Origin of the sequence: Pseudomonas sp. BF-RE-25 (assembly GCF_019956105.1) — a bacterium.
Classification (GTDB): domain Bacteria; phylum Pseudomonadota; class Gammaproteobacteria; order Pseudomonadales; family Pseudomonadaceae; genus Aquipseudomonas; species Aquipseudomonas migulae.
Window position 1 is genome coordinate 196,250 of the sequence record NZ_JAHBDB010000022.1, and the last position, 24,983, is coordinate 221,232.

At 60.6% G+C, this 24,983-nt stretch carries 22 protein-coding genes; 6 read left to right on the forward strand and 16 right to left on the reverse strand.

The window, feature by feature from the left end:
- Nucleotides 1-47: 47 nt before the first annotated feature.
- The 9 genes from KGB24_RS12325 to cbiE form a co-directional block, all read right to left on the reverse strand.
- Entirely contained in the window at nt 48-1,427 is a 1,380-nt protein-coding gene (locus tag KGB24_RS12325) for a PepSY-associated TM helix domain-containing protein (protein WP_223414930.1), read from the reverse strand.
- Between the two features lie 161 nt (nt 1,428-1,588).
- The gene (locus KGB24_RS12330) at nt 1,589-3,706 is read right to left on the reverse strand and encodes a TonB-dependent copper receptor (RefSeq protein WP_008031224.1); all 2,118 of its coding nucleotides are present in this window, start codon (nt 3,704-3,706) and stop codon (nt 1,589-1,591) included.
- A 168-nt stretch (nt 3,707-3,874) separates the two neighbouring features.
- Nucleotides 3,875-4,324 (reverse strand): DUF2946 domain-containing protein, encoded by a 450-nt coding sequence (locus tag KGB24_RS12335; RefSeq protein WP_223414931.1) that lies wholly within the window; start codon nt 4,322-4,324, stop codon nt 3,875-3,877.
- A 21-nt stretch (nt 4,325-4,345) separates the two neighbouring features.
- Nucleotides 4,346-4,825 (reverse strand): copper chaperone PCu(A)C, encoded by a 480-nt coding sequence (locus tag KGB24_RS12340; RefSeq protein ID WP_008031228.1) that lies wholly within the window; start codon nt 4,823-4,825, stop codon nt 4,346-4,348.
- Between the two features lie 48 nt (nt 4,826-4,873).
- Nucleotides 4,874-5,272, reverse strand: a complete 399-nt coding sequence (locus tag KGB24_RS12345; RefSeq protein ID WP_223414932.1) for a DUF2946 domain-containing protein — start codon at nt 5,270-5,272, stop codon at nt 4,874-4,876.
- A gap of 98 nt (nt 5,273-5,370) precedes the next feature.
- Nucleotides 5,371-5,661 (reverse strand): addiction module antidote protein, encoded by a 291-nt coding sequence (locus KGB24_RS12350; RefSeq protein ID WP_223414933.1) that lies wholly within the window; start codon nt 5,659-5,661, stop codon nt 5,371-5,373.
- A gap of 157 nt (nt 5,662-5,818) precedes the next feature.
- Nucleotides 5,819-6,541: a cobalt-precorrin-6A reductase gene (locus KGB24_RS12355; RefSeq protein ID WP_223414935.1), complete on the reverse strand. Its 723-nt coding sequence runs from the start codon at nt 6,539-6,541 to the stop codon at nt 5,819-5,821.
- Nucleotides 6,538-7,635 carry a cobalt-precorrin-5B (C(1))-methyltransferase gene (locus KGB24_RS12360; RefSeq protein ID WP_223414936.1) on the reverse strand — a complete coding sequence of 366 codons (1,098 nt, stop codon included), beginning with the start codon at nt 7,633-7,635 and terminating at the stop codon, nt 6,538-6,540. The genes KGB24_RS12355 and KGB24_RS12360 overlap by 4 nt, the downstream gene beginning before the upstream one ends.
- On the reverse strand, nt 7,628-8,839 hold the full coding sequence (gene cbiE, locus KGB24_RS12365; protein ID WP_223414937.1) for a precorrin-6y C5,15-methyltransferase (decarboxylating) subunit CbiE: 1,212 nt from the start codon (nt 8,837-8,839) through the stop codon (nt 7,628-7,630). The genes KGB24_RS12360 and cbiE overlap by 8 nt, the downstream gene beginning before the upstream one ends.
- A gap of 169 nt (nt 8,840-9,008) precedes the next feature.
- On the opposite strand from cbiE, the gene KGB24_RS12370 reads away from it, so the two are divergent.
- From KGB24_RS12370 to KGB24_RS12395, 6 genes are all read left to right on the forward strand, one after another.
- A complete protein-coding gene (locus tag KGB24_RS12370; protein WP_223414938.1) occupies nt 9,009-9,761 on the forward strand; it encodes a hypothetical protein in 753 nt (250 codons plus the stop codon).
- A 146-nt stretch (nt 9,762-9,907) separates the two neighbouring features.
- The gene (cobG, locus tag KGB24_RS12375) at nt 9,908-11,215 is read left to right on the forward strand and encodes a precorrin-3B synthase (RefSeq protein ID WP_223414939.1); all 1,308 of its coding nucleotides are present in this window, start codon (nt 9,908-9,910) and stop codon (nt 11,213-11,215) included.
- Nucleotides 11,208-11,834, forward strand: coding sequence for a precorrin-8X methylmutase (locus KGB24_RS12380; RefSeq protein WP_008038718.1), 627 nt, complete (start codon nt 11,208-11,210; stop codon nt 11,832-11,834). The genes cobG and KGB24_RS12380 overlap by 8 nt, the downstream gene beginning before the upstream one ends.
- Complete coding sequence (locus KGB24_RS12385) at nt 11,834-12,565, forward strand: precorrin-2 C(20)-methyltransferase (protein ID WP_032828913.1); 732 nt, start codon at nt 11,834-11,836, stop codon at nt 12,563-12,565. Before KGB24_RS12380 ends, KGB24_RS12385 begins: the two co-directional genes overlap by 1 nt.
- The gene (gene cobJ, locus KGB24_RS12390) at nt 12,565-14,268 is read left to right on the forward strand and encodes a precorrin-3B C(17)-methyltransferase (RefSeq protein WP_223414940.1); all 1,704 of its coding nucleotides are present in this window, start codon (nt 12,565-12,567) and stop codon (nt 14,266-14,268) included. Before KGB24_RS12385 ends, cobJ begins: the two co-directional genes overlap by 1 nt.
- Before the next feature lie 413 nt (nt 14,269-14,681).
- A complete protein-coding gene (locus KGB24_RS12395) occupies nt 14,682-15,476 on the forward strand; it encodes a hypothetical protein (protein ID WP_223414942.1) in 795 nt (264 codons plus the stop codon).
- Between the two features lie 51 nt (nt 15,477-15,527).
- On the opposite strand, the gene KGB24_RS12400 is transcribed toward KGB24_RS12395, so the two are convergent.
- The 7 genes from KGB24_RS12400 to KGB24_RS12430 form a co-directional block, all read right to left on the reverse strand.
- Complete coding sequence (locus tag KGB24_RS12400) at nt 15,528-16,124, reverse strand: MarC family protein (RefSeq protein WP_008031249.1); 597 nt, start codon at nt 16,122-16,124, stop codon at nt 15,528-15,530.
- Nucleotides 16,125-16,188: 64 nt separating this feature from the next.
- Nucleotides 16,189-18,966 carry a hybrid sensor histidine kinase/response regulator gene (locus KGB24_RS12405; protein ID WP_223414943.1) on the reverse strand — a complete coding sequence of 926 codons (2,778 nt, stop codon included), beginning with the start codon at nt 18,964-18,966 and terminating at the stop codon, nt 16,189-16,191.
- Nucleotides 18,967-19,065: 99 nt separating this feature from the next.
- Nucleotides 19,066-20,361 carry a phosphoribosylamine--glycine ligase gene (gene purD / locus KGB24_RS12410; protein WP_223414945.1) on the reverse strand — a complete coding sequence of 432 codons (1,296 nt, stop codon included), beginning with the start codon at nt 20,359-20,361 and terminating at the stop codon, nt 19,066-19,068.
- Nucleotides 20,362-20,516: 155 nt separating this feature from the next.
- Complete coding sequence (gene purH, locus KGB24_RS12415) at nt 20,517-22,124, reverse strand: bifunctional phosphoribosylaminoimidazolecarboxamide formyltransferase/IMP cyclohydrolase (RefSeq protein WP_008038724.1); 1,608 nt, start codon at nt 22,122-22,124, stop codon at nt 20,517-20,519.
- Nucleotides 22,125-22,205: 81 nt separating this feature from the next.
- Nucleotides 22,206-22,526 carry a DNA-binding transcriptional regulator Fis gene (gene fis / locus KGB24_RS12420; protein ID WP_007907419.1) on the reverse strand — a complete coding sequence of 107 codons (321 nt, stop codon included), beginning with the start codon at nt 22,524-22,526 and terminating at the stop codon, nt 22,206-22,208.
- Nucleotides 22,523-23,533 carry a tRNA dihydrouridine synthase DusB gene (gene dusB / locus KGB24_RS12425; RefSeq protein ID WP_008031257.1) on the reverse strand — a complete coding sequence of 337 codons (1,011 nt, stop codon included), beginning with the start codon at nt 23,531-23,533 and terminating at the stop codon, nt 22,523-22,525. The genes fis and dusB overlap by 4 nt, the downstream gene beginning before the upstream one ends.
- Before the next feature lie 185 nt (nt 23,534-23,718).
- Nucleotides 23,719-24,960 (reverse strand): DUF3426 domain-containing protein, encoded by a 1,242-nt coding sequence (locus tag KGB24_RS12430; RefSeq protein ID WP_223414946.1) that lies wholly within the window; start codon nt 24,958-24,960, stop codon nt 23,719-23,721.
- Nucleotides 24,961-24,983: the final 23 nt, after the last annotated feature.

A 24,983-nucleotide genomic window follows, 5' to 3' on the forward strand; every position in this document is an offset into this window, starting at 1 on the left:
AGCGCCCGAAGTCTACAGATCCCTCTAATACGCGCATCTCGCCTGTTTCATGATGAAGATGAGGCTGATTCAGTTTGTCGGGTGAATCGCGACAACAGCACTCGATCCAGCAACCAGACCACCACCAGCGAAGCGCCCACCAACGGAAACGCCACTGCCAGCACCAGCATGATCGCTACCCCTGTTTTCCATTTCGGCAGGTCGTGGCGCAGCGGTGGAACACCGAACTTGCCTTGTGGCCGACGCTTCCACCAGATCACCACGCCGCTGACGGCACTGAGCAGAATCATCAGGCAGATCAGCAGCACGATGATCTGGTTGAGCACCCCGAACATCTTGCCTTCGTGCAGCATCACGCCGGTTTCCGTGGCGCGGGCTACGGGGCCGTAATGTTCCCAGCGCACGTCGGCGAGGACGTTGCCGGTGTACTGATCGACGTGCAGAGTGGCATCGTTGCGCGGGTCATCGGCGAACACGGCGATGGTGAATACGCCGGTGGCCGTGGTCGGGAAAGTAATGCTGTAACCCGGCTCGACCTTGCGTTGCACGGCGATGTTCTGCACGTCTTGCAGGCTGATGGTCGGTGCGGCGGGGCCGGGTTGCGCACTGTCGTGGGCCATGTGTTCGGCGTGGTCGCCGGACATCGGCATCGGCGTGTTTTCCATCGCCCATGGCACGGTCTGGCGCGTGGCGGTGTTGAGGCTGCGCGCCTCGACGTCGGACTTGGGCATGTCATTCCACATGGCATCCGGGAACACGTTCCAGACTCCTGCGTATTGCTTGCCCCAGAACCCGGTCCAGGTCATGCCGCTGAGCAGCATCACCAGCAGAAACGCGGCGCCCCAGAACCCGGTGACGGCATGCAGGTCGCGCCACAGCACGCGACCGCGACTGCTCAGGCGCGGCCATAAAATGCCGGCCGCCTGGCCTCGTGGCCACCACAAAAAGACCCCGGAAACCACCAGCACGATGCCCCAGCCAGCGGCCAGTTCGATCAGCCGGTCACCGACCGTGCCGATCATCAACTCGCCATGAATCGCTCGCGCTATCGCTTGCAGATTCTTCTTGGCGTCTTGCTCGCCGAGGATATCGCCGTGGTACGGGTCGACGAAAACGTTCAGCTCATTGCCGCCATTGAGTACGACAAATTGCGCGCTGCGTTCGGCGTTCACCGGCGGCAGGTATTGCTTGATCGTCGATTGTGGATACGCGTCTTTCACCCGCTTGAGCAAGTCGTCGGCCGGGATGCTGTGATGGCCGGCCGGGACGTTCATCAGGCTGTCGTACATCAACGAGTCGAGTTGCGGCTTGAACAGGTAAATGACACCGGTCAGGGCCAGCATCACCATGAATGGCGCGACGAACAGACCGGCATAGAAATGCCAGCGCCAGGCCAGGTTATAGAAATTCGGTTTGGGCTGTTTCATCGGTTGTGCTCCGCTTGGCTTGGTACTTTTGTTGTTGTCTTGCAGGTCCTTGTAGGAGCGAGCCTGCTCGCGAAGAACTCGACGGCGCCGCGTTCATTCAGAATGGTCGCGTCATCGTTCACGACCATCGCGAGCGGGCTCGCTCCTACAGGGCAAAGCTTTTAGAAGCTCATATCCACCTTGGTCCAGAGCGTTCGCCCCGGTTCTTTTATGGCCTGCGGGTCATTGGCCGGGTAGCCAAAACCAGCGTTGCCGGCCAGGTTCAAATGCTCGGCGTACGCCTTGCCGAACAGGTTGTCGACGCCGCTGCTGACCTTCCAGTTCTTGTTGATCCGATAGGCGCCATTGAGCGAGAACACGCCGAACCCCGAGGATTTGTCGAAGTCTTTGCCGACCACGTTGCCCTTGTTCTGATCAATGCGGTTTTGCGCCGCGACCACTCGCCACAAGGCGCCGGCGCTCCAGTTGTCTTCGCTGTAGGTCAGGCCGAATCGCGCGTCCAGCGGCGGCATTTGCGGCAATGCCTTGCCGTCGCTGCTGTTCTTGCCCCAGGCGTAGGCCAGGGTTGCGTCGGCCTTCCAGTTCGACGTCAGCCTGTAGGCCGCCCCGAGTTCACCGCCCATGATCCGCGCGTCGATGTTCTCGGCTTGCGAGGTCGTGCCCATCATTCCCGTCTTGTAATTGAACAGGATGTAATCGCGCACCTGTCCGACGTAACCCGAGGCCCAGGCTTCGAGGTCTTCGGTCTTGTATTGCAGGCCGAAGTCGAGCTGGGTGGTTTTTTCGGGCTTGATCGAGTCGAAGGCGTTTACCGAGCCGGCAGGTCCCGAGTTGGGCGAAAACAGCTCCCAGTAATCCGGGAAACGCTGGGTGTGACCGAGGCCTGCGTACAGCGTGGTCGGGCTGTCTGCCAGATCATGCTCGTAACGGACGAAGCCGCTGGGCAGGGTGTCGGCGCGGGTGTCGTCGGCGGTCGGGTTGGCGCGGGTCATCATCCCCGAACCAGTGGTCTGCCGAAAATCCTTGGCCGAAGCACGGTCCAGTCGCGCGCCGGTAATCAGTCGATCACGGTCGGCGGCGTACCAGGTCAGTTCGCTGAACACGCCGTAGTTATGGAAATCGGCGTCCTTGTTGCGCGGCAGATCCTTGTAGGTGTCGATGCCCATGGCGGCGCGCTTGCGGTGTTCGCTGGTCTGCGCGTCGATGCCGCTGATCAATTGCACATCGGCCCAGCGCCACGTGGCTTTGATCCGTGCGCCGAGGGTTCGGCGATCGACACTGGAAGCCATCGGGCCGGCCATCATCCCGGTGCCGGACGGCGTGCGCAGGGTGTAGTTGTCCATCACGTGGTCGGCGTAGTTGTAGTAGATCTGTGCTTCGACCTTGTCGAGCACGTCGCCGATATTGGACTTCTCGAAACGCAGGCCGAGGCTTTCGCGCTTGAACTGCGCGCCGTCCATGCCGCGTCCGGCGTAACGGGCTTCGCCATCGCCTTTGCCGGCGGTCAGCTCCAGCAGGGTGTCGGCGTCCGGGGTCCAGCCGAGTGCCACGTCGCCATTCCACTTGTCGTAACGCGAGGCCACGGTGTCGTTGTTGCCGTCCCGATAGTCGTCGGAATGCGCGGTGTTGCCGATCACTCGCACGTAACCCAATGACCCGCCGGCAGCGGCGTCCACTAGTTTGTCGAAACGGCCGTTGGAGCCGGCCAGTACGCTGGCATTCACTCGGGTGCCGAGTTCGCCGAAGCTTTCCGGGTCACGGTCGAACAAGATGGTGCCGGCGGATGCGCCCGGCCCCCAAAGTACCGTTTGCGGGCCTTTGATGACGGTGAGTTTGTCGTAGGTTTCCGGTGAGATGTAGGAGGTCGGCGCGTCCATCCGGCCGGGGCAGGCGCCGAGCATCTGGCCGCCGTTGGTGAGGATGTTCAGGCGCGAGCCGAACATGCCGCGCAGCACCGGGTCACCGTTGGTGCCGCCATTGCGCACCAGGGCGAAGCCGGGGATGGTCTTCAAGTAGTCACCACCGTCGCTGGCCGGTACCGGTTGGCGTGGGTCTTTGGGGTTGGTGACGATGGTTAGCGGTGAGCTCGGTGCGATGGCGGTGATCACCGTCGGGCTCAGTTCTTCACTGTGGCCGGCATGATCATCGGCCAGCACCATCGGTGTCAGCAGTACGCCGCAAAGAACGGCGGTGGCGTGCCTGAAACGAACGCGCGTTTCGTTCAGGGCAAAAGAAGCTTGGGCGGCGCTCAAGCGTGTGTCAGCAGAAAACCTGGACATGACAATTTCCATCGAACAGTCGTAAACGACACGGCCGGCAGCCTGCGCAATGCCTGTGGGGGCGGGCGTGCTCGCGATGTGGGTGGGTCAGCCCCACCGCTTTCGCGAGCAAGCCCGCTCCCACTGGCTGCTTTGCTGTCTTCTAACCGTGTGAGATTGGGGAGGTGTTTACGCGACGGTGGGTGGTGCGCGGGTGCGGGCGCCGGGGAAGAAGGTTTGCCGGGCGTGGCCCAGTCGGGTGGCGGGTGTACTGAAGGTGCTGGTTTTTGGGGCGTCGAATGCAACGAAAGACTGGCCGCCCGTCAGCGCCGGGCAGTTGAACAGCAGGCTGCAATAGCCGCACTTTTCCCAGATCGCATGATGGGAGGTTTTGGGTGGACAGTGCTCGGCAGCGGGTGTCGCGCCGTGCTCGCCGTGCGCCATCGCTGACATGTCCATGCTCATGTCCATCGACATGTTCATGGACATCGAAGAGGCGCGCTGATCCATCGGCATCGACTGAGAAATCAGCGGGCCGATGAAGATCATCAACATGGCGAACAGGCTGATCCAGCTGCCGCGTGTCAGGCTCAATGGCTGACGACGGGGCGCGGATGGCCTGGCGCTAAGCGGGCGCATGGGCGTATTCGGCTCTGGCGATTACGGGTTGTGTGCGTGCACTTGCACGCCGCCCGGTGCGGTTTTCTGCACCGAGACTTCGACCGTCACATCACCGGACTTTTCGAAATGCATCGTCAGCGGGAACCGCTTGCCGTCGCTCAGCAGGCTGCGGTCTTTCAGTTCCAGCAGCATCACGTGGTACGCCATCGGTGCAAACGTGACGTCGCCGCCCGCCGGGATTTCGACGGCCGGCACCTGCTGCATTTTCATCAGATCGTTCTGCATCACGTGCTCGTGCAACTGGGCGATGCCTGCAATCGGCGAGTCGACGCTGAGCAGTTTGTCGGCGGTTTTGCCGGGGTTTTGAATCACGAAGTAAGCCGCAACGGTCGGCGCGTTCGGTGGCAATTCCTGCGACCACGGATGAGCGATTTGCAGTTCGCCAGCCTTGTATTCATGGGCATTGGCAAAGCAGGCAGGCAGCAGCAATGCAGCCAGAACGATGAGTTTGTTCAACATGGCAGTTCTCCAGAACGATTCAAAACGCAGGTCAATTGCGAGAAGGAATCACACCAGAGGGGATGCACGGGGGTTGAGATTCGGCCATTGCTGGCGCGGAGTGGGGGTGTCGAGAGCGGTGGCGGGCAGGCTTCGATTGGTTTCGAAGCGCGCGAAATACAACTGCGGCACATGCCCGGGCAACGCCACCAATGGCGCAGAACCGGAACAGCACCAGCAATGCTGCATGTTGGAATGATCGTCGTTCTGCGGAGCTTTCTGATCAAGCGTCCCCAGAGAAATCGCCATCATCTTCGTGCCGGTGGACGAGCAGAAACTGCCCCACAACACCTGTTCGGCCGGCGATTTCGCCGTCTGCGCCATCGCTCCGGTCATCGGCATGGCGAGCATGTTGAACAGCACTGCGAAGCAGGCTATCCATGCAATTGCGAGCCGTTGTCGGGACATGGGACAGATCCGGTTGGGTGGGAGATCAGGCGCGGCTATTTAGCCTGATCAGTGCCGATAAGTAAAAACGCGGCCTGCGGTTTGGTGTCGCAGCGCAATCAGATCGCAGAGGCATGCAGGCGCAGGCCCAAGGCTTTCATAACCTTCATGATAGTCGCGAATTCCGGATTGCCAGTGCCGCTCAATGCTTTGTACAAGCTTTCACGACCCAAACCTGCATCACGCGCAACCTGTGTCATGCCCTGTGCTCTGGCTATGTCGTTGAGTGCCGCGCGTATCAGAACGCCGTCGCAAGCATCTTCTTCAAAGCATGCATCCAGATAAGCCGCCATTTCTTCCGGCGACTTGAGGAATTCCGCGGCATCGAAACGGGTGAATTGTTCTATCACTGGAACCTCCATGCGTGATGACCTGGAGGATAGATTTCGGGAACTGGCTGAACAAGTCAGCCGATTAGAAGGATGTTGTAGGTAGTGTCCGATTGTTATGTGGGGCTCTGCATATCGTGTGGCTGCTGGCGCAGGCGAACGCAGGCGGCACCAGCTGCTACAAGTCGTGTTTCAACGCGTTAAGCACATCACCCACACTCCCAAACTCCCGCTCCACCCCCGGCAACACCGGCCGCTTCAACACCAGCACCGGCACCCCACGCTCCCGCGCCACTTCCAGTTTTGGCTCGGTGGCGGTGCTGCCGCTGTTTTTGCTGATCAGCACATCGATCTGCCGGCCCTCGAACAACTCACGTTCATCCTCGATCAGAAACGGCCCGCGTGCGCCGATCACTTCGCAGCGCTCGTTGCCCGGATAAACGTCCAGGGCGCGCAGCGTCCAGAATTGCTGCGCAGGGATTTCATGCAGGTGTTGCAAGGGTTCGCGGCCGAGGGTGAACAGTGGTCGGCGGAACGGTTTCAGCGCTTCGATCAACTCGGCCCAGTCACTGACTTCGCGCCAGTCATCCCCGGCTTGTGGTTGCCAGGCCGGGCGGCGCAGTGCCCAGCAGGGAACGCCGGACATTCGCGCGGCGGTCGCGGCGTTCTGGCTGATTTGCGCGGCGTAGGGATGCGTCGCGTCCAGCAGCAGATCAATCTCTTCGTCGCGGATGAATTGCGCCAGGCCGTCCGCGCCGCCATAACCGCCAACGCGAACCCGACAGGTCAGATCGGTCGGCACACGACCGACGCCGGCCAGGCTGTAGATGTGTTCCGGCCCCAGCGTGCGGGCGATGGCCAGCGCTTCCGTCACGCCGCCGAGCAGCAATAGGCGTTTCATTGAAAAGCTCCCGCGTGGCCGACAATTGCGCCCTGGCGATCGATGGCGAATACTTCGACCTGAACCTGCGCCGGCACCACACTGCGGGCAAAATCCAGGGCGTGCCGGCATACCGCGTCGCCGAGTGCGATGCCGGCGGCGCTGGCCATGGCCAAGGCCTGTTGACTGGTGTTGGCTTCACGCATTGCCTGCTGCAACTCTTCATCCGCGCCGACCGCTGCAGCCCATTCGGCCAGTTGCGGCAGGTCGATGCTCGAATGCCGACTGTGCAGATCCATGTGTCCGGCCGCCAGTTTGCTGATCTTGCCGAAACCACCACAAATGCTGAGTTTGGCCACCGGCACTTTGCGCAGGTGTTTGAGCACCGCACCGACGAAGTCGCCCATTTCGATCAGGGCGATTTCCGGCAGGTCGTAGACTCGGCGCATGGTGTCTTCGCTGGCGTTGCCGGTGCACGCGGCGATGTGCAGGTAACCGTTGGTTTTCGCCACGTCGATGCCCTGATGGATCGAGGCAATGTACGCAGCACAGGAAAACGGCCGGACGATGCCGCTGGTGCCGAGAATCGACAGGCCACCGAGAATGCCCAGCCGTGGGTTCATGGTTTTCAACGCCAGCGCCTCGCCGCCCTCGACGTTTACCGTGACTTCGAAACCGCCGGGGTAATCGAGCTCTTGCGCGAGCGAGGTCAAATGATCGCTGATCATCTTGCGCGGCACCGGGTTGATCGCCGGCTCGCCGACGCCCAGCACCAGGCCCGGTCGGGTGACGGTGCCGACACCACGGCCGGCACAGAAACGAATGCCTGGTTCTGCGCACAGGCGCACCCGTGAATAGAGCAGTGCGCCGTGGGTCACGTCCGGATCGTCACCGGCATCCTTGATCGTTCCAGCTTCGGCGCCGTCATCCAGCAACCGGCAGAATTCCAGGCGCATCTGCACGCGCTTGCCTTTGGGCAGGACGATGTCCACGGCGTCTGCACTCGTTCCGCCGAGCAGCAATCGAGCGGCCGCCAGGCTGGTGGCGGTGGCGCAGCTGCCGGTGGTCAGGCCGCTACGCAGCGGTGCGGGTTGTTCGGCGGTTTCGTCACGCATCGAAAGGTTTGACCACGTCCAGCAAAGTAATCGGCAAGGCCTGGCGCCAGGTATCGAAGTCGCCCAGCGGTTGCGCCTGGGCGATATGGATACGCGTCAGCTCGCCGCCATGTTGCTCGCGCCAGGCCATCAGGGTCATTTCACTTTGTAGCGTGACCGCGTTGGCGATCAGTCGGCCACCGGGTTTGAGCCCCGCCCAGCAAGTGTCCAGAACGCCTTTGCGGGTGACGCCGCCGCCGATGAAGATCGCGTCCGGGCGTTCCAGACCTGTGAGGGCTTGCGGCGCACTGCCGCGAACCAATTGCAGGCCGGGCACGCCGAGCGCGTCGCGGTTGTACTCGATCAACAGTTGCCGGCCTTCATCGGCCTCGATCGCCAGCGCCCGGCAACCCGGATGGGCGCGCATCCACTCGATGCCGATCGAACCGCTGCCGGCGCCGACGTCCCACAACAGTTCACCGGGAACCGGGGCCAGGCGCGCGAGGGTGATTGCACGCACATCACGCTTGGTCAGTTGACCGTCGTGCCTGAACGCCGAATCCGGCAGGCCGGCCAGTCGCGAAAGACGCGGCGTGCCGGGGGCGGCGATGCACTCGATGGCGATCAGGTTGAGGTCGGCGATAGCCGGGTCGGCCCAGTCGTTGGCGACACCGTCGATGCGTCGCTCGGCCTCGCCACCCAAATGTTCCAGCACGCTCAGGCGGCTCGGTCCGAAACCACGTTCGCGCAACAACGCCGCTATTGCGGCGGGGCTTTGCCCATCGTTGCTGAGCACCAACAAGCGAACACCGCTGAACAACTGCGCGTTAAGTGCCGCGACCGGGCGAGCGACCACCGATAGCGTGACCACATCCTGCAACGGCCAGCCCATTCGCGCGGCCGCCAGAGAGCAGGAAGAGGGCGCCGGCAGGATCAGCATTTCCGCGCAGGGCAATTGCCGGGCGAGGCTGGCGCCGACACCGAAGAACATCGGATCGCCGCTGGCCAGCACGCACACCGGCTCACCCCGCAAGGCCAACAACGCATCGAGGGAGAACGGCGTCGGCCAGAGTTTGCGTTCGCCACGGATGCAGGGCGGCAGCAGGTCCAGTTGCCGCTGACTGCCGAAGATCTTCGAGGCAGCCAGCAACGCATGCCGGGCATTCCTGCCCAAACCCTTGAAGCCGTCTTCACCAATGCCTGTCACGGTCAGCCAGCGAGCCATGTGTGATCTCTATTCATCTGCATAAAGCGGCACATGATAACGCGGTAGACGCGGAGGCGAGTAATAGAATGTTTTAAGTTGGTTTTATTAGTCTGTGGCTGGTCATAGTTAAGTTATGTAGTTTGAATGCTCGTGCACTAACTTGATAATGGTTTAAAAGGAATTGACTATGGTTATTGATAAAGCAGGGCGCCTGGACTTGACGGCTTATTCTGATGCGTTCGACCGAGACTTCGCGCCACGACAAACAAAGAGCTCTCGACTTTACGCCTCGCAGGATCAGCAAGGCGCTGCCGGGTCGCTATCGGGTGGCAACCTGATCAGCACGGCCAGGGGCGTGTCGCGTCAGGACAAGCGTGACGTCAACTCCAGCGTGCGTTATGCGCAGTGGTATGCGAGTCAGCAGCGCAATAGGGACACAGATCCCCAAGGCTGGTTTTCCTTGTTTGCCGTGGTGTTATGGGACTTGGGTTGGGAAATTGACGAACGCAGAGTTGTCGAGAAAAGTTACAGTCACTTTGCAGGAAAAGTAACTCAGATTTATTTGAACAGAATTGCCGCTGTTAACAGTCAGATGGCAATAGTTACAAAAAACATGTTTGATTCATTGTTGGCTAATTCGTCGGCGCTTTGGTCATTGGCCACCGAAAGTCTGCGTGGCAGGGAGTTTTCCATTGCCCCCGCTGAATACGACAAACAAGGGAAATTATCACTGGACCTGAATGACTTTTCGCTTCGGGCGCTGGCGCAGCGGGAAGATTTTCTGTTTTGGGACTGGAAGGAGGGCAACGTGACGCTTACGCATCGAGCCGCTCCTTTGACCCTGAACAGAGCACGCTTCGATAAAGTCCGCCCGGAGTTGAACGATCGGCTCGACCGGATCGCTGACGCCATTTTCGAGTTTTATTCTGAGCGCCTGTGAGGGAGGCCGCCTGATGGATTCAAGGTCGGAGCAAATGCGACACGCGGTCTTATGATGCCGCGCGGCAAAGCAGGCATAATACCGCTCGCCTCCGACGGGGGGGCGCCCCCACTTCAGATCCGGTCATCCCTTTGAACGAACTCCCTATGTCCCGCGCTTTACGCCCCTCGGCCTGTCCGGGGCTGCTGCGTATCGTCCAGGCCAGAGACGGCGGTATCTGCCGGATAAAACTGGCGGGCGGAACCCTCACTTCCGAGCAGGCCAACGCTGTGGCCGAAGGTGCACAGCGTTATGCCGGCTCAGTGATCGAGGCCACTAACCGGGCCAACCTGCAGATTCGCGGCATCGTCAAAGAGCAGGAAGCGTTGATCGAAAGTCTGCTCGCCGCAGGCCTTGGCCCTTCGCATGCGGCGGGCGACGATGTGCGTAATCTGATGCTGAGCCCGAGCGCGGGTATCGATCGGCAGATGCTGTTCGACACGCGTGAATTGGCCGCACAGATCCTCGCCACCCTGCAAGGGCAAGAACGCCTTCACGACCTCAGCGCCAAATTCGCCGTGCAACTGGATGGCGGTGAACGTCTGGCGATGCTCGAACACCCCCATGATCTGTGGTTGTCCGCAGTCGAGCGAGAGGGCGAGCGGTGGCTGGCTTTCGGTCTGGCGGGATGCCCCACCGATCAACCAGGCGGTCGTGTTCCACTGGAAGATGGCCACGCATTGGTGGTCGCCGTGCTGGAGCTGTTCCTGGAACTGGCGGGGCCTGAACACACGCGGATGCGCCACTTGCTGGTCGACGTCCCTCAAGCCGAATTTCTCGCTCGCCTCGCCGGGCGACTGCCTTTCCAGCCCGTTAGCATCTGGCAACGCTCAGTCAGTAACGAGGTGCTGCACATTGGCGCGCACCCACAGGCGCAAGCAGGTCATGTCTATGTCGGGGGCGTGCCGCCTCTGGGACGTCTCGATAGCACCATGCTTCGGGGCGCCGCTCGACTGGCGCAGGAATACGGCGATGCAACGCTGCGGTTCACGCCCTGGCAAAGCCTGTTGTTACCGAACATTCACCACGACAACGCCGATGAAGTCATCCGCCGCCTGCACGCGTTGGGCCTGGTCTGCGATGCCGGTCAGGCCTTGTCGCGGTTGATTGCCTGCACTGGCTCGACGGGCTGCGCCAAGGGCTTGGCCGATACCAAGCAGGACGCTCTGCAACTCGCCGCGTTGCTGCAACGCCATGGCCAGCTGCTGAGTGTGCATCTGAGCGGTTGCCCGCGTTCCTGTGCCGCCGCGCACAGTGCGCCGGTCACTTTGCTGGCCGTCACCCCCGGTCATTACGACCTCTATTTTCGCGAAGCGGGGCAGCCGGGTTTCGGCGCCCTGCACGCACGCAACCTTACTATTGAAGCGGTCGACGCCTTGCTCGACGCCCGCTCACGGAGCCCCCTTGATGCTTGATTACATCCGCGACGGTCAGGAGATCTATCGCAACTCCTTCGCGATCATTCGTGCCGAGGCCAACCTCGAGCGAATCCCGGCCGATCTGGAAAAACTCGCGGTGCGGGTGATACACGCCTGCGGCATGGTCGATGCGATTGACGGCCTGCAATTTTCGGAAGGCGCGGGCAAGGCCGGGCGTGATGCTTTGGCCGCCGGTGCACCGATCCTGTGTGATGCGCGGATGGTCTCCGAAGGCGTGACCCGCACGCGTTTGCCGGCGAACAATGAAGTCATCTGCACCCTGCGCGATGAAAGCGTTCCGGAGCTTGCCCGTGAACTGGGCAACACCCGTTCCGCCGCCGCGCTGGAACTGTGGCGCCCGCACCTGGAAGGCAGTGTGGTGGTGATTGGCAACGCGCCGACCGCACTGTTTTATCTGCTGGAAATGCTCGACGCCGGCGCGCCGAAACCGGCGCTGATCCTTGGCTTTCCGGTGGGCTTCGTCGGTGCCGCCGAATCCAAGGCCGCACTCGCCGCCGACAGTCGCGGTGTGCCGTTTGTCATCATGCAAGGCCGGCTGGGCGGTAGCGCCATGGCCGCCGCCGCCGTCAATGCCCTCGCCACGGAGATCGAATGATGCAGCAACCTGGACGTTTGATCGGCCTCGGCGTCGGCCCCGGTGATCCGGAACTGATAACCGTCAAGGCCCTGCGCCTGCTGCGCGAATCGCCGGTGGTGGCGTACTTCGTCGCCAAGGGCAAAAAGGGTAACGCCTTCGGCATCATCGAAGCGCATTTGCAGGACGCTCAAACCCTGCTGCCGCTGGTGTATCCGGTGACCACCGAAGCCTTGCCGGCACCGCTGTCCTATGAAGAGGTGATCAGCGATTTCTACGATGCGGCCGGCGAAGAACTCGCCGCGCACCTGGATGCGGGCCGAGACGTGGCGGTGATCTGCGAAGGCGACCCGTTCTTCTACGGTTCCTACATGTACCTGCACGATCGCCTGGCCGAGCGATATGAGGCCGAAGTCGTGCCCGGTGTCTGTTCGATGCTCGGCGGCGCTTCGGTACTTGGCGCGCCGTTGGTGTATCGCAATCAGAGCCTGTCGGTGCTGTCCGGCGTGTTGCCGCACGACGATCTCAAGCGGCGTCTCGCCGATGCGGATGCGGCGGTGATCATGAAGTTGGGGCGCAACTTTCCTAAAGTCCGTCAGGTGCTGGAAGAACTCGGGTTGGCCGAGCGTGCGCTGTACGTCGAACGCGCGACCATGGCCAATCAGAAAATCGTGCCGCTGGATCAGGTCGAGCCGATGTCCTCGCCGTACTTCTCGCTGATCATCGTTCCAGGCGAAAGGTGGCAAGGCTGATGACTCGTCCAGTTCCGGCGATTGTCATTCTCGGCAATGGCAGCCTCGCGACCGCACGCAAAATTCAGCAGGTGTACCCGGGCGCCTTGATCCACGGTCTGGCCGAGCGGGTCGAGGGCGCGGACCGCATCTATCACGAGTTTGGCGCGACCCTGCGTGAGCTCTATCAGCAGGACACGCCGATCATTGCCCTGTGCGCCGCTGGCATCGTGATTCGCACCCTGGCGCCGTTGCTGCTGGAAAAGGGCGCCGAGCCACCGGTGCTGGCCGTTGCTGAAGACGGCAGCGCAGTGGTGCCGTTGCTGGGCGGTCTGGGCGGCGTGAACGTGCTGGCGCGAGAAATTGCGGCTGCACTGGACGTCGCGGCGGCGATCACCACCAGCGGCGAATTGCGCTTCGGCACCTGCCTGCTCAATCCTCCCAGCGGTTATGCCCTGGGCGATCTCGAACTGGGCAAGCGCTTCGTTTCCGATTTGCTGGCCGGTGAAACGGTGCGCATCGAAGGCGCGGCCCCGTGGTTGGCGCAGGCGCAGTTGCCCGAGGACCCGCAGGCGCGGCTGGCCGTTCACGTCGGTCATGCCGAGCGTGCACCGGCGGCCAACGAGCTGTTGATCTATCCGCGCAACGTGTTGGTGGCCGTCGGTACCGGCGTGGCGGATCTGCCGGGTGCGATTCGCGAGGCGTTGCATCAGGCAAAGATCGCCGTGCAATCGGTGGCCTGTCTGCTGGCCGCCGATAGCGAAATGTCGAGTGCGGCGCTGCGTGAAGCGGCGCTTGAGCTGGGTGTGCCGCTGCGTTTTGGCAACGATGTCGGCGCAGTCAGTGAGCTGGCACGCAACGCCCTCGGTCAGTCTGTGAAGATCTTCGGCGATGACACCCTTGCAATCGCGGTGGCCGAGCAACCTCTGGACCCATTGTCGATCGGTCGTCCTCGCGGTCGTCTGGCGGTGATCGGTCTTGGCCCTGGCGCTGCCGAGCTGATGGTGCCGGCGGTCAAGGCCGAACTGGCGCGCGCCAATGATGTGCTCGGTTATGAAACCTATGTGCGCATGGCCGGCCCGTTCCGTGCCGATCAAGTCATGCATTGCACCGACAACCGCGAAGAGATGCAGCGCGCACGTCATGCATTCGAACTGGCGGCACAAGGACGGTCTGTGGTGGTGGTTTCTTCCGGTGATCCGGGAGTGTTCGCCATGGCGGCTGCGGTGCTCGAAGCCCTTCACGAGTCCAGCGATGCCACGTGGCACAACGTCGATCTGGAAATTCTGCCGGGGGTTTCTGCTTCACTAGCGACGGCTGCTCAGGCCGGTGCGCCGCTGGGGCATGACTTCTGTGTGTTGTCGCTGTCGGACAACCTCAAGCCCTGGGAGATCATCGAGAAGCGTCTGGACCTTGCATCACAGGCCGACCTCGCCCTGGCGTTCTACAACCCGATCTCTCGGTCCCGTCCATGGCAACTTGGCCGGGCGCTGGAGATCGTCGCGCGATACCGCACACCGGCGACGCCGGTGGTGTTGGGGCGTGACATCGGTCGCCCGGGGCAGACGCTACGAGTGACGACTCTCGGCCAGTTGACCCCGGACCAGGTGGATATGCGCACCATGGTCCTGGTGGGTTCGTCTACGACCTGCGTGTTTTCGCGTATGGGGGGCGGTGACTGGGTGTACACGCCGCGTTGGTATGGAGAAAAGCCTGCCACCTGAAGCGTTGCGCTTCGCTAAAAAAAGCCACGGCCAGGTTTCCACTCGATTTGCCGTGGCTTTTTCTTTGCTGTGTCGTAAAAAACATTCGCCAGAGGATGTAGGTTAATTCCTGCATGAATAGAGGATATTTACCTTTTAGCTCTCTTGGTGAGTCGGATTATTTACCTTTCTGCGTAAGTTGAGTTCTTGTTTTTTAATGGGGCGTGCAGGCGTGTGCGGATCTATTGGGTTTTTCTGTGGTTTGGTTTTTATTGATTTGTTGTAATTAATTGTGGTTCGTTACATCTCGATATTTGTAGGTTGTTTTATTGTTTTTTTATAAGTCCTGACGTTGTTGAATCCATTCGGTGGGTGCGATAGTTTTTTGGCAGAGCCAGTTCGGCTTTTATATGTTTGAATTTAAGGTTTATAAGATGAATAAAATGAATGAAGCAGAAGCCAGTCTTTATTTCGATCAATGTCTTGAACAATGTCGAGCCAAACTTGAACTTGCCGGTCCGAAAATCCAGGCGCGCTCCGCAGTAAAGCTACCGTTTGACCGGGATGAAATGAATGCCGCGATCATGGGCAGTGGTGTAGTGGGCTTCCTGGACGGGATGTCGCGGCGCAACAAACGCATCGTAAAAAACACGTATGCGTATGCCGATATCGCTTCAAAAGTGCTGTTTCCCGCTAAAGAGCAGAAAATTGCCCGATACGAGTGCTTTAAAAAACTGATGTTTGCCACGGGCTGGACCGAATACCACAGTGCCTTTACCCAGTACAAATCCACCTCCGCCAAGTTGACGCTGGATAATGTAGCGCTGGATATTGTTCATTCTGTGGCCGGTGGCCTGGCGGGTACGGCCGCGAATGCGCTGAAAGTTGTCGCAGACAAAACTATTGATGCACTGAAAAAACAACCTGAAGCCGTCAAGCTTTTTGAGCGTCATGCAACTGAAGCCAGTGGTGGTAATTTTGGCGTGTCTGTTTGCAAGCAAGACGAAGAAGCTGAAGTAACAATGGCCGTGGCGACGGTCCGCTACGACTCATCGGACAATAATGCGAAAGTTCTTTTTGTGGAGTGGGATACTTCCGAACTTCCGATTTTTCAAGGTAAGGCGCACTTTACCATTCACGAAGAAGACTTGAGGAGAGAGGCTGAGTGCATCAAGTACCTTGATGATCTCAGAGAGGCCGTTTTCATGGAGTTTGCGCCGGTTAAATGAAGCCCGGCCGCCAGGGGCAATAAGCCCCTGGCTTTCAGTGAAGGGTTGTCACTAAGGCACCAGATACCCTTTCACACCGGTGAAAATGATCTGCGCCGCCAGTGCACACACAAACAACCCCATCAGCCGACTGACAATCTGCAAGCCCTGGTCACCGAGAATGCGTTCGATGCGGTTCGACAGGTAAAGCACCACACCAACGGTAAAGCTGGCCAGGGCAATGCTGAGGATGGCGGTGAGCTTGTCATCCCAGTGGGGCTGGCTCACGCCCATCACCAGCAAGGCGCCGATGGTGCCGGGGCCGACGGTCAGGGGGATGGTCAGCGGGACGATGGTGACGTCCTGCTGCACGTTATCGGTCTGGACCGCCGACTTGCCCTGGGCCATGCCCAGTGCCGAGATAAACAGCACGCTGCCGGCACCGATGCGGAACGCATCCACGGTAATGCCGAAAACACTGAAAATGTACCGTCCGAACAAGTACAGCAAGACACTGGAAATCAGTGTGGCCGTTGCCACTTTCCAGGCCAGCCGCCGTTGTTCCTTGCGCGAATAACCGCGGGTCAGGCTGATGAAACAGGACAACACGAAGAACGGGCTGTAGAGCACCAGCATCTTCAGGTAAACGCTGAACAACACGTGGAGCATGATGCAGGCTCACTGGCGAGAGAAGTCGTGGGGGAGTCTATCAGGCGTTGCAGGGTCTGTCGGCTCAGGACGGTTGTGTTGCCGTCCGTTGCTGCTGATCGCGCTGGGCAACCCAATGTTCGATCAGCTCGCGCAACTGCGACAGCTCGACCGGTTTGGCCATGTGTCCGTCCATGCCCGCCTGACGTGCGCGCTCTTTATGCTCGGCGAGGATGTGTGCGGTCAATGCCACTACTGGGGTGCGAATCCGTTGGTTGCCGACTTCCCAGGCACGCAATTGCTGGGTGGCCGAGAAACCGTCGAGGATCGGCATTTCACAATCCATCAGCACCAGGTCGTAACGTTGGGCTTTCATTGCCTGCAAGGCTTCTTCGCCATTGCTGGCGGTGTCCGGTTGCAGGTTGAGTTTGCCCAGCATGCCGCGAATCACCTTGGTCGAGATGCTGTTGTCTTCGGCCACCAGAATGCGGAAGTCGCTGGGAACCTTGACCGGCAGGGTCGGGCCGGTGGATGGGAACTGCGATACCGCGAGGCCCTTGTTACGTTGATTCAGCTCATCCGCCAGCGTGGTCTTCAAGGTGTAGCCGGCCACCGGTTTGGCGAGGATGCGCTTGATCCCGGAGTTGCGCGCGATGATTTTGCTCGGCGCATTGCTGATGCCCGTGAGCATGATCAGCAGGATGTCGTGGTTCAGGCTCGGGTCTTCCTTGATCTTGGCCGCCAGTTGCATGCCGGTCATGCCGGGCATGTTCTGGTCCAGCAGGACCACATCGAAGTAATCGCGCAGGTGAGCCTTGGTGCGCAGCAGCGCCAGGGCTTCCTTGCCGGACGGGACCGCGCTGACATTCAGGCCCCAGGCACTGCACTGCTGCACCAGCACCTTGCGGCAAGTGTCGTTGTCGTCCACCACCAATACCCGTGCGCCTTGCAGCGGGCCATCGAGGTCGGACGTCGGGTGTTCGAGGCGGTCGGGGTCCAGTGGCAAGGTCAGCCATAAGGTGCTGCCCTGGCTGGCGCCGCTCTTGATGCCGAATTCCCCTTGCATCAGGCGAATCAACTGACGGGCGATCACCAGCCCCAGGTTGCCGCCCAGGCGGGTGGTCGAGAGGAAGTTCTTGCTGTGCAGTTCGGCGTGCATCAGCGCGTCGCGTTCTTCGGCGTCCATCGGCTCGCCGCTGTCTTGTACGGCAATGCGCAAACGCGGTTTGGCCGTGCGCTCGTCGAGGGCGACGACGATCAGGATCTCGCCTTCGTCGGTTTTCTTCAGGGCGTTTTCCAGCAGGCTCAGCAGCGTCTGGCGCAGGCGCGTCGGGTCACCGCTGATGACCCGCGGCACTTGTGGCTGGATAAAGCTGATCAGCTCGACGTTCTGCTGTTCGGCCTTGGCGCGGAAGATACTCAGGCAGTCTTCGATCAGCGCATTGAGATCGAACTGCACATCGTCGAGCTCGATCTGCCCGGATTCGAGCTTGGAAATGTCGAGAATCTCGTTGATCAGGGTCAGCAGTTCGTTGCCGGCGCTGTGAATGGTTTGCACGTAATCGCGCTGCTTGACCGAGAGTGGCGTGCCCAACAACAGCTCGGTCATGCCCAGAACGCCATTCATCGGGGTACGGATTTCATGACTTATCTTCGCCAGGAATTCGGCCTTGGCATTGATCTCGGCGTTGCTGGCGGCCAGATCGCGGCTGACGCTGAAACGGTCTTCGGTGATGCTGCGCTGGCGTTCGCTCAGGGCAATGCTCATCAACAGACCACTGATGCAAATGAACACCAGCAGGGCAATGATCAGGCCTTGCGGTTCTACCAGCGTCAGGCCGAGCAGCGCCGGCAGGATAATCAGCGTACCGACGTTGAACACCACCATGGCGGCCACGAACAGCCGGGCCGGGCGATAGCCTTTTTGCCAGTGCCAGGCGCTGACGAACAACATGGTGAGGCCCGCGAGGGCGACCAGCGCGTAGGTGATGATGTTCAGCGGCAGCGTGTTGACGAACAACAGCAACAGGCCGCAAGCCACAATGAACAGGATGTCGCCCAGCAGCAGCTTGTTCAGCGGGTGAGGGCCGAGCGGGGCGAAGAAACGGTAGGCGAACATCAGCCCGCACGGTGCGGTCAGCAGCAGGGCGAGGTAAGCGCCCGGTGTTTGCACCGCATGCCAGTCCGACAGCCATGGGCCCGCGAGATTCAGCAGCAGCGCCAGGCTCAGCATCAGCAACGCTTCACAACCTGCCAGCCACAGGCTGCTGCGCGACCGGGTGTAAGCGTAACGGATCAGGTTGTGCAGGATCAGCATCCCGATGCAGCCGAACAGCAGGCCGTAAATCAGCGTCTGGCTCTGATTGGCTGCGGTCATGATTGCCGATTGCAGGGTGATGTAAGGCCGCATCTGGTGGTCGGACACCAGGCGCAGGTAGACGTCGAGGGGTTTGTCGCTTTGCGGCAACGGCAACATGAAGTCGCTGTTGGGTAGTGGCCGTTCTGCCTGAGGCTGTTCGGTGCCGGTGTTCAATTGCTCGATCAGCTTGTCGCCGTCCAGCACATAAAGATTGAGGTGCGACAGGTCGGGAGCGAACACCCGCAGCAACTGCTCATGCTTGCCGGGTGCCAGTCTGAAGCGCAGCCAGAGTGCACCACCGGGCTCGGCCGCGGTGAGGCGTTCGAGTTCGATGGGGCTGAATTGATTGGTGAAACGAGCGGAACGGATGTCGCTGAGTTGCAGGTCGCCCTGTTCGTCAAGCAATAGCGCCCAGCCACTGCCTTGCGCGGCCTGGGCCGCAAGCATGCAGAGCAGCGTCAGCAGCGTGACTGTGAAACCTATGGCAATCCTGAGCCAGCGCACGGCGAAATCCCTTCGTAGGTTGATGCCAGAATATAACTATGCGCGGCGCCGGAATAGTCCGGCAAGGGCCTGAATCCCAAGCCCTGCCGAATGGATCGCTTATTCCTGATTTTCGCCACGCTCACGGGCAATGGCACGGTAGCCAATGTCCTTGCGATAGAAGCAGCCTTCCCAGTCAATCTTCGCGGCCAGCTTGTAAGCCTGCTGCTGGGCAGCATCGACGCTGGCACCCATGGCAGTGGCGCAAAGCACCCGACCGCCGGCCGTCACCACTTGACCGTCCTTGAGCGCAGTACCGGCGTGGAAGACTTTGCCTTCCAACGCTGCGGCTGCATCCAGACCGTTGATGGCGACGCCTTTAGCGTAGTCGCCAGGATAGCCGCCTGCCGCCAAAACAATACCGACGCTCGGACGTGTATCCCATTGGGCTTCGACCTTGTCCAGCGCTTGCGCCAGGGCCGCCTCGACCAGCAACACCAGGCTCGACTGCAAGCGCAGCATAACCGGTTGGGTCTCAGGGTCGCCGAAACGGCAGTTGAATTCGATGACTTTTGGGTTACCAGCCTTGTCGATCATCAGGCCAGCGTAGAGGAAACCGGTGTAAACATTGCCTTCCTCGGCCATGCCGCGCACGGTCGGCCAGATCACCAGGTCCATGACGCGCTTGTGCACTTCGCTGGTGACGACTGGTGCAGGGGAGTAAGCACCCATGCCGCCGGTGTTCGGGCCGGTGTCGCCGTCGCCGACGCGTTTGTGGTCCTGGCTGGTGGCCATCGGCAGTACGTTCTTGCCGTCGACCATGACGATGAAGCTGGCTTCTTCGCCGTCCAGGAATTCTTCGATGACCACGCGCGAACCGGCTTCGCCAAACGCGTTACCCGCGAGCATGTCGCGCACGGCGTCTTCGGCTTCGGCCAGTGTCATGGCAACGATCACGCCTTTACCGGCGGCCAGGCCATCGGCCTTGATCACGATCGGTGCGCCTTTTTCACGCAGATAAGCCAGGGCTGGCTCGATCTCGGTGAAGTTCTGGTAGTCGGCGGTCGGGATCTTGTGGCGTGCCAGGAAATCCTTGGTGAAGGCTTTCGAACCTTCCAGCTGCGCGGCGCCAGCGGTCGGACCGAAGCAGTCCAGGCCACGGGAGCGGAACAGGTCGACGACGCCGGCAACCAGCGGCACTTCCGGACCGACGATGGTCAGGGAAACGTTTTTCTCGGCGAAGTCGGCGAGTTGCTCCAGTGCGAGCACATCGATAGCGACGTTTTCGCACTTGGCTTCAATGGCGGTACCGGCGTTGCCCGGAGCCACGAAAACTTTCTGCACGCGCGGATCCTGAGCCACTTTCCAGGCCAGGGCGTGTTCACGGCCACCGCTGCCAATGATCAAAACATTCATTTCAAAAACCTCGGATGACGCTAATTCTGTGATGCACCGCAGAGATGCTTTTCTGTAGGAGTGAGCCTGCTCGCGATGGCGGCGTTACAGTCAGAATCAATGTGTCTGAAAGGACGCTATCGCGAGCAGGCTCACTCCTACAGTTGATCGTGTTCTTAGTGACGGAAGTGGCGCATGCCGGTGAACACCATGGCGATGCCGGCTTCGTCAGCTGCTGCAATCACTTCGTTGTCACGCATCGAGCCGCCTGGCTGGATCACCGCAGTGATGCCGACCTTGGCCGCGTTGTCCAGGCCGTCGCGGAACGGGAAGAACGCGTCGGATGCCATGACCGAACCCGCCACCTGCAAGCCGGCATGTTCAGCCTTGATCGCAGCAATGCGCGCGGAGTTCACGCGGCTCATCTGGCCAGCGCCGACACCGATGGTCTGGCGGTTCTTTGCGTAGACGATGGCGTTGGACTTGACGTACTTGGCGACTTTCCAAGCGAAGATCAGGTCGTGGATTTCCTGTTCGGTCGGTGCACGCTTGGTCACGACTTTCAGGTCATCGGCGCTGATCATGCCGATGTCGCGGCTCTGCACCAGCAGGCCACCGTTGACGCGTTTGTAGTCCCAGGCAGCAGCGCGGTCAGCCGACCACTCGCCGCAGGCCAGCAGGCGCACGTTGGCTTTTGCCGCGACGATGGCGCGGGCTTCTTCGCTGACGCTTGGGGCGATGATCACTTCGACGAACTGACGCTCGACGATGGCCTTGGCGGTCTCGGCATCCAGCTCGCGGTTGAAGGCGATGATGCCGCCGAACGCGGATTCAGTGTCGGTGGCGTAGGCCAGTTCGTAGGCCTGACGGATGCCGCCTTCGGCGTCCGGGCTCACGGCAACACCACACGGGTTGGCGTGCTTGACGATCACGCAGGCCGGCTTGACGAAGCTCTTCACACATTCCAGCGCGGCGTCGGTGTCGGCCACGTTGTTGTAGGACAGCTCCTTGCCTTGCAGTTGGGTCGCGGTGGCGATGCCGACTTCGGCAGGCTTGGCTTCAACGTAGAACGCCGCGCTCTGGTGCGGGTTCTCGCCGTAGCGCATTTCCTGAGCCTTGATGAACTGGCTGTTGAAGGTGCGCGGGAACTCGCTGCGACCTTCGGTGCTGAGGGTGTCAGCGGCCTGGTTCACGGTGCCCATGTAGTTGGCGATCATGCCGTCGTAGGCGGCGGTGTGTTCGAAGGCCTTGAGCATCAGGTCGAAACGCTGAGCGTAGGTCAGGCCGCCGGCCTTCAGGCTTTCCAGCACGTTGGCGTAGTCGCTGGCATTCACCACGATGGCCACGTCTTTATGGTTTTTTGCCGCGGAACGGACCATGGTCGGGCCGCCGATGTCGATGTTCTCGATGGCGGTCGGCAGGTCGCAGCCTGGCTTGTTGATGGTGGCTTCGAACGGGTACAGGTTGACCGCCACCAGATCGATCGGCTTGATGCCGTGCTCGTTCATGATCGCGTCGTCGATACCGCGACGACCGAGGATCCCGCCGTGGATTTTCGGGTGCAGGGTTTTCACCCGACCGTCCATCATTTCTGCGAAACCGGTGTAATCCGCGACTTCCACTGCGGCAACGCCGTTGTCACGCAGCAGCTTGAACGTTCCGCCGGTGGAGAGGATCTCGACGCCCAGGGCTTCAAGCTCTTTGGCGAATTCGAGGATCCCGGTCTTGTCGGAAACGCTGATCAAGGCGCGGCGGATCGGCAGGCGGGTAGTCTGGTCGGTCATTTCAATTTCCATCAAAAGCAAAGGAGTCAGCAAAAAAGGCGACCGTTTTTACGCGGGCGCCTTTCTGGTTTGATTGAATGCTTACAGCAAATCGTACTGCTTGAGTTTCTTGCGCAGGGTGCCTCGGTTCAGCCCGAGCAGCTCGCTGGCCTTGGTCTGGTTACCCTTGACGTAGTTCATCACGCACTCGAGCAGGGGCGCCTCGACTTCGGAGAGCACCAGGTTGTACACATCCGTGACGGCAGCGCCCTCAAGGTGGGCGAAATAATTGTGCAGCGCCTTCTCGACACTCCCGCGAAGGGTCTGGCCTTCTTCGCTCGGCGTATTGAGGTGCTGTTTCAAATTCACGTTGTCGCTCACGGGTGTTGTTCCACTCACTAAAGTCTCGGTCATCATCGTCATGCGGCCACCTCTTCTCCGTCCCCTGTCAGGCTCTTGTAACGTTCGGCGAAGAAGCCCTGAACGTTGGCGCATTGTGCTTCCGTATCTTCCAAACGATTGAAGTGGGCGCGAAACTCCCTGGCGCCCGGCAAGGTTGCGAGATACCAGCCCACATGCTTCCGAGCGATCCGGACACCCATGACGTCTCCATAGAAGACGTGCAGTGCGGCCAGATGCTCTAGCAGAATGCGTTCCACCTCGATCAGGTCCAGCGCCGGGAGTTTCTCGCCGGTACGCAGGAAATGGTCGATCTCGCGAAAAATCCATGGCCGCCCCTGGGCAGCCCGTCCAACCAACAGTCCATCGGCACCGGTCGCGTCGAGCACGTAACGGGCCTTTTCCGGCGAATCGATGTCGCCATTGGCGAAGACCGGCATAGACACGGCCTGCTTGATCGCGGCAATGGTGTCGTACTCGGCTTCACCGGTGTACAGATCGGCACGGGTGCGGCCATGGACCGCCAACGCCGTAATGCCTGCCTGCTCGGCGATCTTCGCCACCGTCAGACCGTTCTTGTTGTCCCGGTCCCAGCCGGTACGGATCTTCAAGGTAACCGGCACATCAACTGCAGCCACCACGGCCTGCAGGATCTCGGTCACCAGTGCTTCATCCTTCAACAGTGCAGAACCGGCGGCCTTGTTGCAGACCTTCTTTGCCGGACAGCCCATGTTGATATCAATAATCTGTGCGCCCAGTTCGACGTTGGCCCTGGCCGCATCCGCCAGCATCTGTGCATCACCACCGGCGATCTGCACCGAGCGTGGCTCGGGATCACCTTCGTGGATCATGCGCATGCGCGATTTGCGGGTGTTCCACAAACTCATGTCGCTGGTGACCATTTCCGAGACTACAAGTCCTGCGCCCAGTCGCTTGCACAGCTGACGAAAGGGTTGGTCGGTGACACCCGCCATAGGGGCGAGAATCAAACCGTTGTGCAATGTGTATGGACCGATGCGTACCGCCGACATAGGACTTTCCAGTTGTGGGGCCGGATCATGAGAGTTCGAAAAAGGGTTGGCATGATACCCGCTCTCGATGACTGGATAAAGGCTGAATTGAACAAAATCTGAACAGTTATTCTGTTATTGCCAGCAGTTTGGTATGAGCGGTCTCTGCCAGAAATGTGCCGTCAAACCCGTAACATTGAAGCGTTTCACTCGGGTGAGTGAAAGCTCAGGCTGTAGTTCACGGCTTTGGCGCCTGGGTCGAGGATGTCCAGGGCGATGTGGATCGGCGTTTGCGGCGGCATTTCCGCCATGCCTTCAAGATCGCCGTTGAGGTACTCGCCGGGCTTGAAGCGGCGGCTGGCGATCAGGTGACCGTTGAGGTCGGCAAAGCGCAGCTCCAGCAACGGGAACGGCTGGGAGAACGGCGCGCGGTTGTAGATGATCGCGTCGACCACCAGCGCGCCATTGAATTCCGGATGGCTGCGCACCACCAGGTTGCTGCTCTTGATTTTCGCGATGTCGACTTTCGACGGCACGGTGCAGCCGATTTGCGGGCAGAACTGCTGGAACCACGGACGGTACTGATCCTGACGAGCCAGTTCGTCAAAATGGTAAGCGATGTATTGACCCGCGAGTGCGCCAGCGCCGAGCAGGATCAGCAGCAACCAGAAAAACCGTCGGCCCCAGGGCGAGCGGCGTTTTTGCCAGTCAAGTTGCAACGGGTCATCGGTCAGGTCTTGCAGCACCTCGGCGCGTACGCCCGGTTCGCTGCGTTCACGGCGTTTTCGCAGCGGCTCGATCGAAGGCAGGTCGTCGTCAATATCGTCACTGGCGTCGGTGGCTGACAGGCGTTCGTGATGGAGCGGGGCGTCGAGTGGATCGTTCAGGCGCAGTTGCGGCGGCAGAGGCTCGTCGTCCAGTTCCACGGGTTCCAGGGACAGCGAGGGTTCGGTGCGCGAAGGTTTGCTCGGCTCGATCGCCGGCTCCGGCGTGAGGGGGACTTCGGCAGCTTCTGCCGCTTCGGCGCGATCGGCGGCGGATTCGCTGAACAGGCTGTCGGACCACGGCTCTTCGTCGTGCTCGGCGCTATCGCGGCGGGCGCTCAGGCTGTCTTCGCGGTGGCGACCGAATTCGGTGGTCGGCTGGATTTCCCGTTGTTCCAGTCGAGCGAGTTCTTCATCCAGGTCCAGGCTGTCCAGGTCCAGTTCGGCGGCAGTCCACTGCTTCTGGCTGATGGCCCGAGGTTCTGGCTCGGCTGTCTCGACGATGGCCGGAGCCGCCGGGGGGATCACTTCCTTGCCTGCCTGCTCAAGCAGTTGCTTGGCGGCGTTGAACACCTGCAGGCACGAGCCGCAACGAACCACTCCACGGGCCACGCTCAACTGAGCATGGCTGACGCGGAAGCTGGTTTGGCAATGCGGGCACTGGGTGACGAAGCTGTCGGTCATGCGGCGATCCGGATTATGCAGGC

Coding starts and splice junctions, on each gene's coding strand:
- KGB24_RS12325 (WP_223414930.1), bottom strand. CDS start 1,427: ATGAAACAGCCCAAACCGAATTTCTATAACCTGGCCTGGCGCTGGCAT.
- KGB24_RS12330 (WP_008031224.1), bottom strand. CDS start 3,706: ATGTCCAGGTTTTCTGCTGACACACGCTTGAGCGCCGCCCAAGCTTCT.
- KGB24_RS12335 (WP_223414931.1), bottom strand. CDS start 4,324: ATGCGCCCGCTTAGCGCCAGGCCATCCGCGCCCCGTCGTCAGCCATTG.
- KGB24_RS12340 (WP_008031228.1), bottom strand. CDS start 4,825: ATGTTGAACAAACTCATCGTTCTGGCTGCATTGCTGCTGCCTGCCTGC.
- KGB24_RS12345 (WP_223414932.1), bottom strand. CDS start 5,272: ATGTCCCGACAACGGCTCGCAATTGCATGGATAGCCTGCTTCGCAGTG.
- KGB24_RS12355 (WP_223414935.1), bottom strand. CDS start 6,541: ATGAAACGCCTATTGCTGCTCGGCGGCGTGACGGAAGCGCTGGCCATC.
- KGB24_RS12360 (WP_223414936.1), bottom strand. CDS start 7,635: ATGCGTGACGAAACCGCCGAACAACCCGCACCGCTGCGTAGCGGCCTG.
- cbiE (WP_223414937.1), bottom strand. CDS start 8,839: ATGGCTCGCTGGCTGACCGTGACAGGCATTGGTGAAGACGGCTTCAAG.
- KGB24_RS12370 (WP_223414938.1), top strand. CDS start 9,009: ATGGTTATTGATAAAGCAGGGCGCCTGGACTTGACGGCTTATTCTGAT.
- cobG (WP_223414939.1), top strand. CDS start 9,908: ATGTCCCGCGCTTTACGCCCCTCGGCCTGTCCGGGGCTGCTGCGTATC.
- KGB24_RS12380 (WP_008038718.1), top strand. CDS start 11,208: ATGCTTGATTACATCCGCGACGGTCAGGAGATCTATCGCAACTCCTTC.
- KGB24_RS12385 (WP_032828913.1), top strand. CDS start 11,834: ATGCAGCAACCTGGACGTTTGATCGGCCTCGGCGTCGGCCCCGGTGAT.
- cobJ (WP_223414940.1), top strand. CDS start 12,565: ATGACTCGTCCAGTTCCGGCGATTGTCATTCTCGGCAATGGCAGCCTC.
- KGB24_RS12395 (WP_223414942.1), top strand. CDS start 14,682: ATGAATAAAATGAATGAAGCAGAAGCCAGTCTTTATTTCGATCAATGT.
- KGB24_RS12400 (WP_008031249.1), bottom strand. CDS start 16,124: ATGCTCCACGTGTTGTTCAGCGTTTACCTGAAGATGCTGGTGCTCTAC.
- purD (WP_223414945.1), bottom strand. CDS start 20,361: ATGAATGTTTTGATCATTGGCAGCGGTGGCCGTGAACACGCCCTGGCC.
- purH (WP_008038724.1), bottom strand. CDS start 22,124: ATGACCGACCAGACTACCCGCCTGCCGATCCGCCGCGCCTTGATCAGC.
- fis (WP_007907419.1), bottom strand. CDS start 22,526: ATGACGATGATGACCGAGACTTTAGTGAGTGGAACAACACCCGTGAGC.
- dusB (WP_008031257.1), bottom strand. CDS start 23,533: ATGTCGGCGGTACGCATCGGTCCATACACATTGCACAACGGTTTGATT.
- KGB24_RS12430 (WP_223414946.1), bottom strand. CDS start 24,960: ATGACCGACAGCTTCGTCACCCAGTGCCCGCATTGCCAAACCAGCTTC.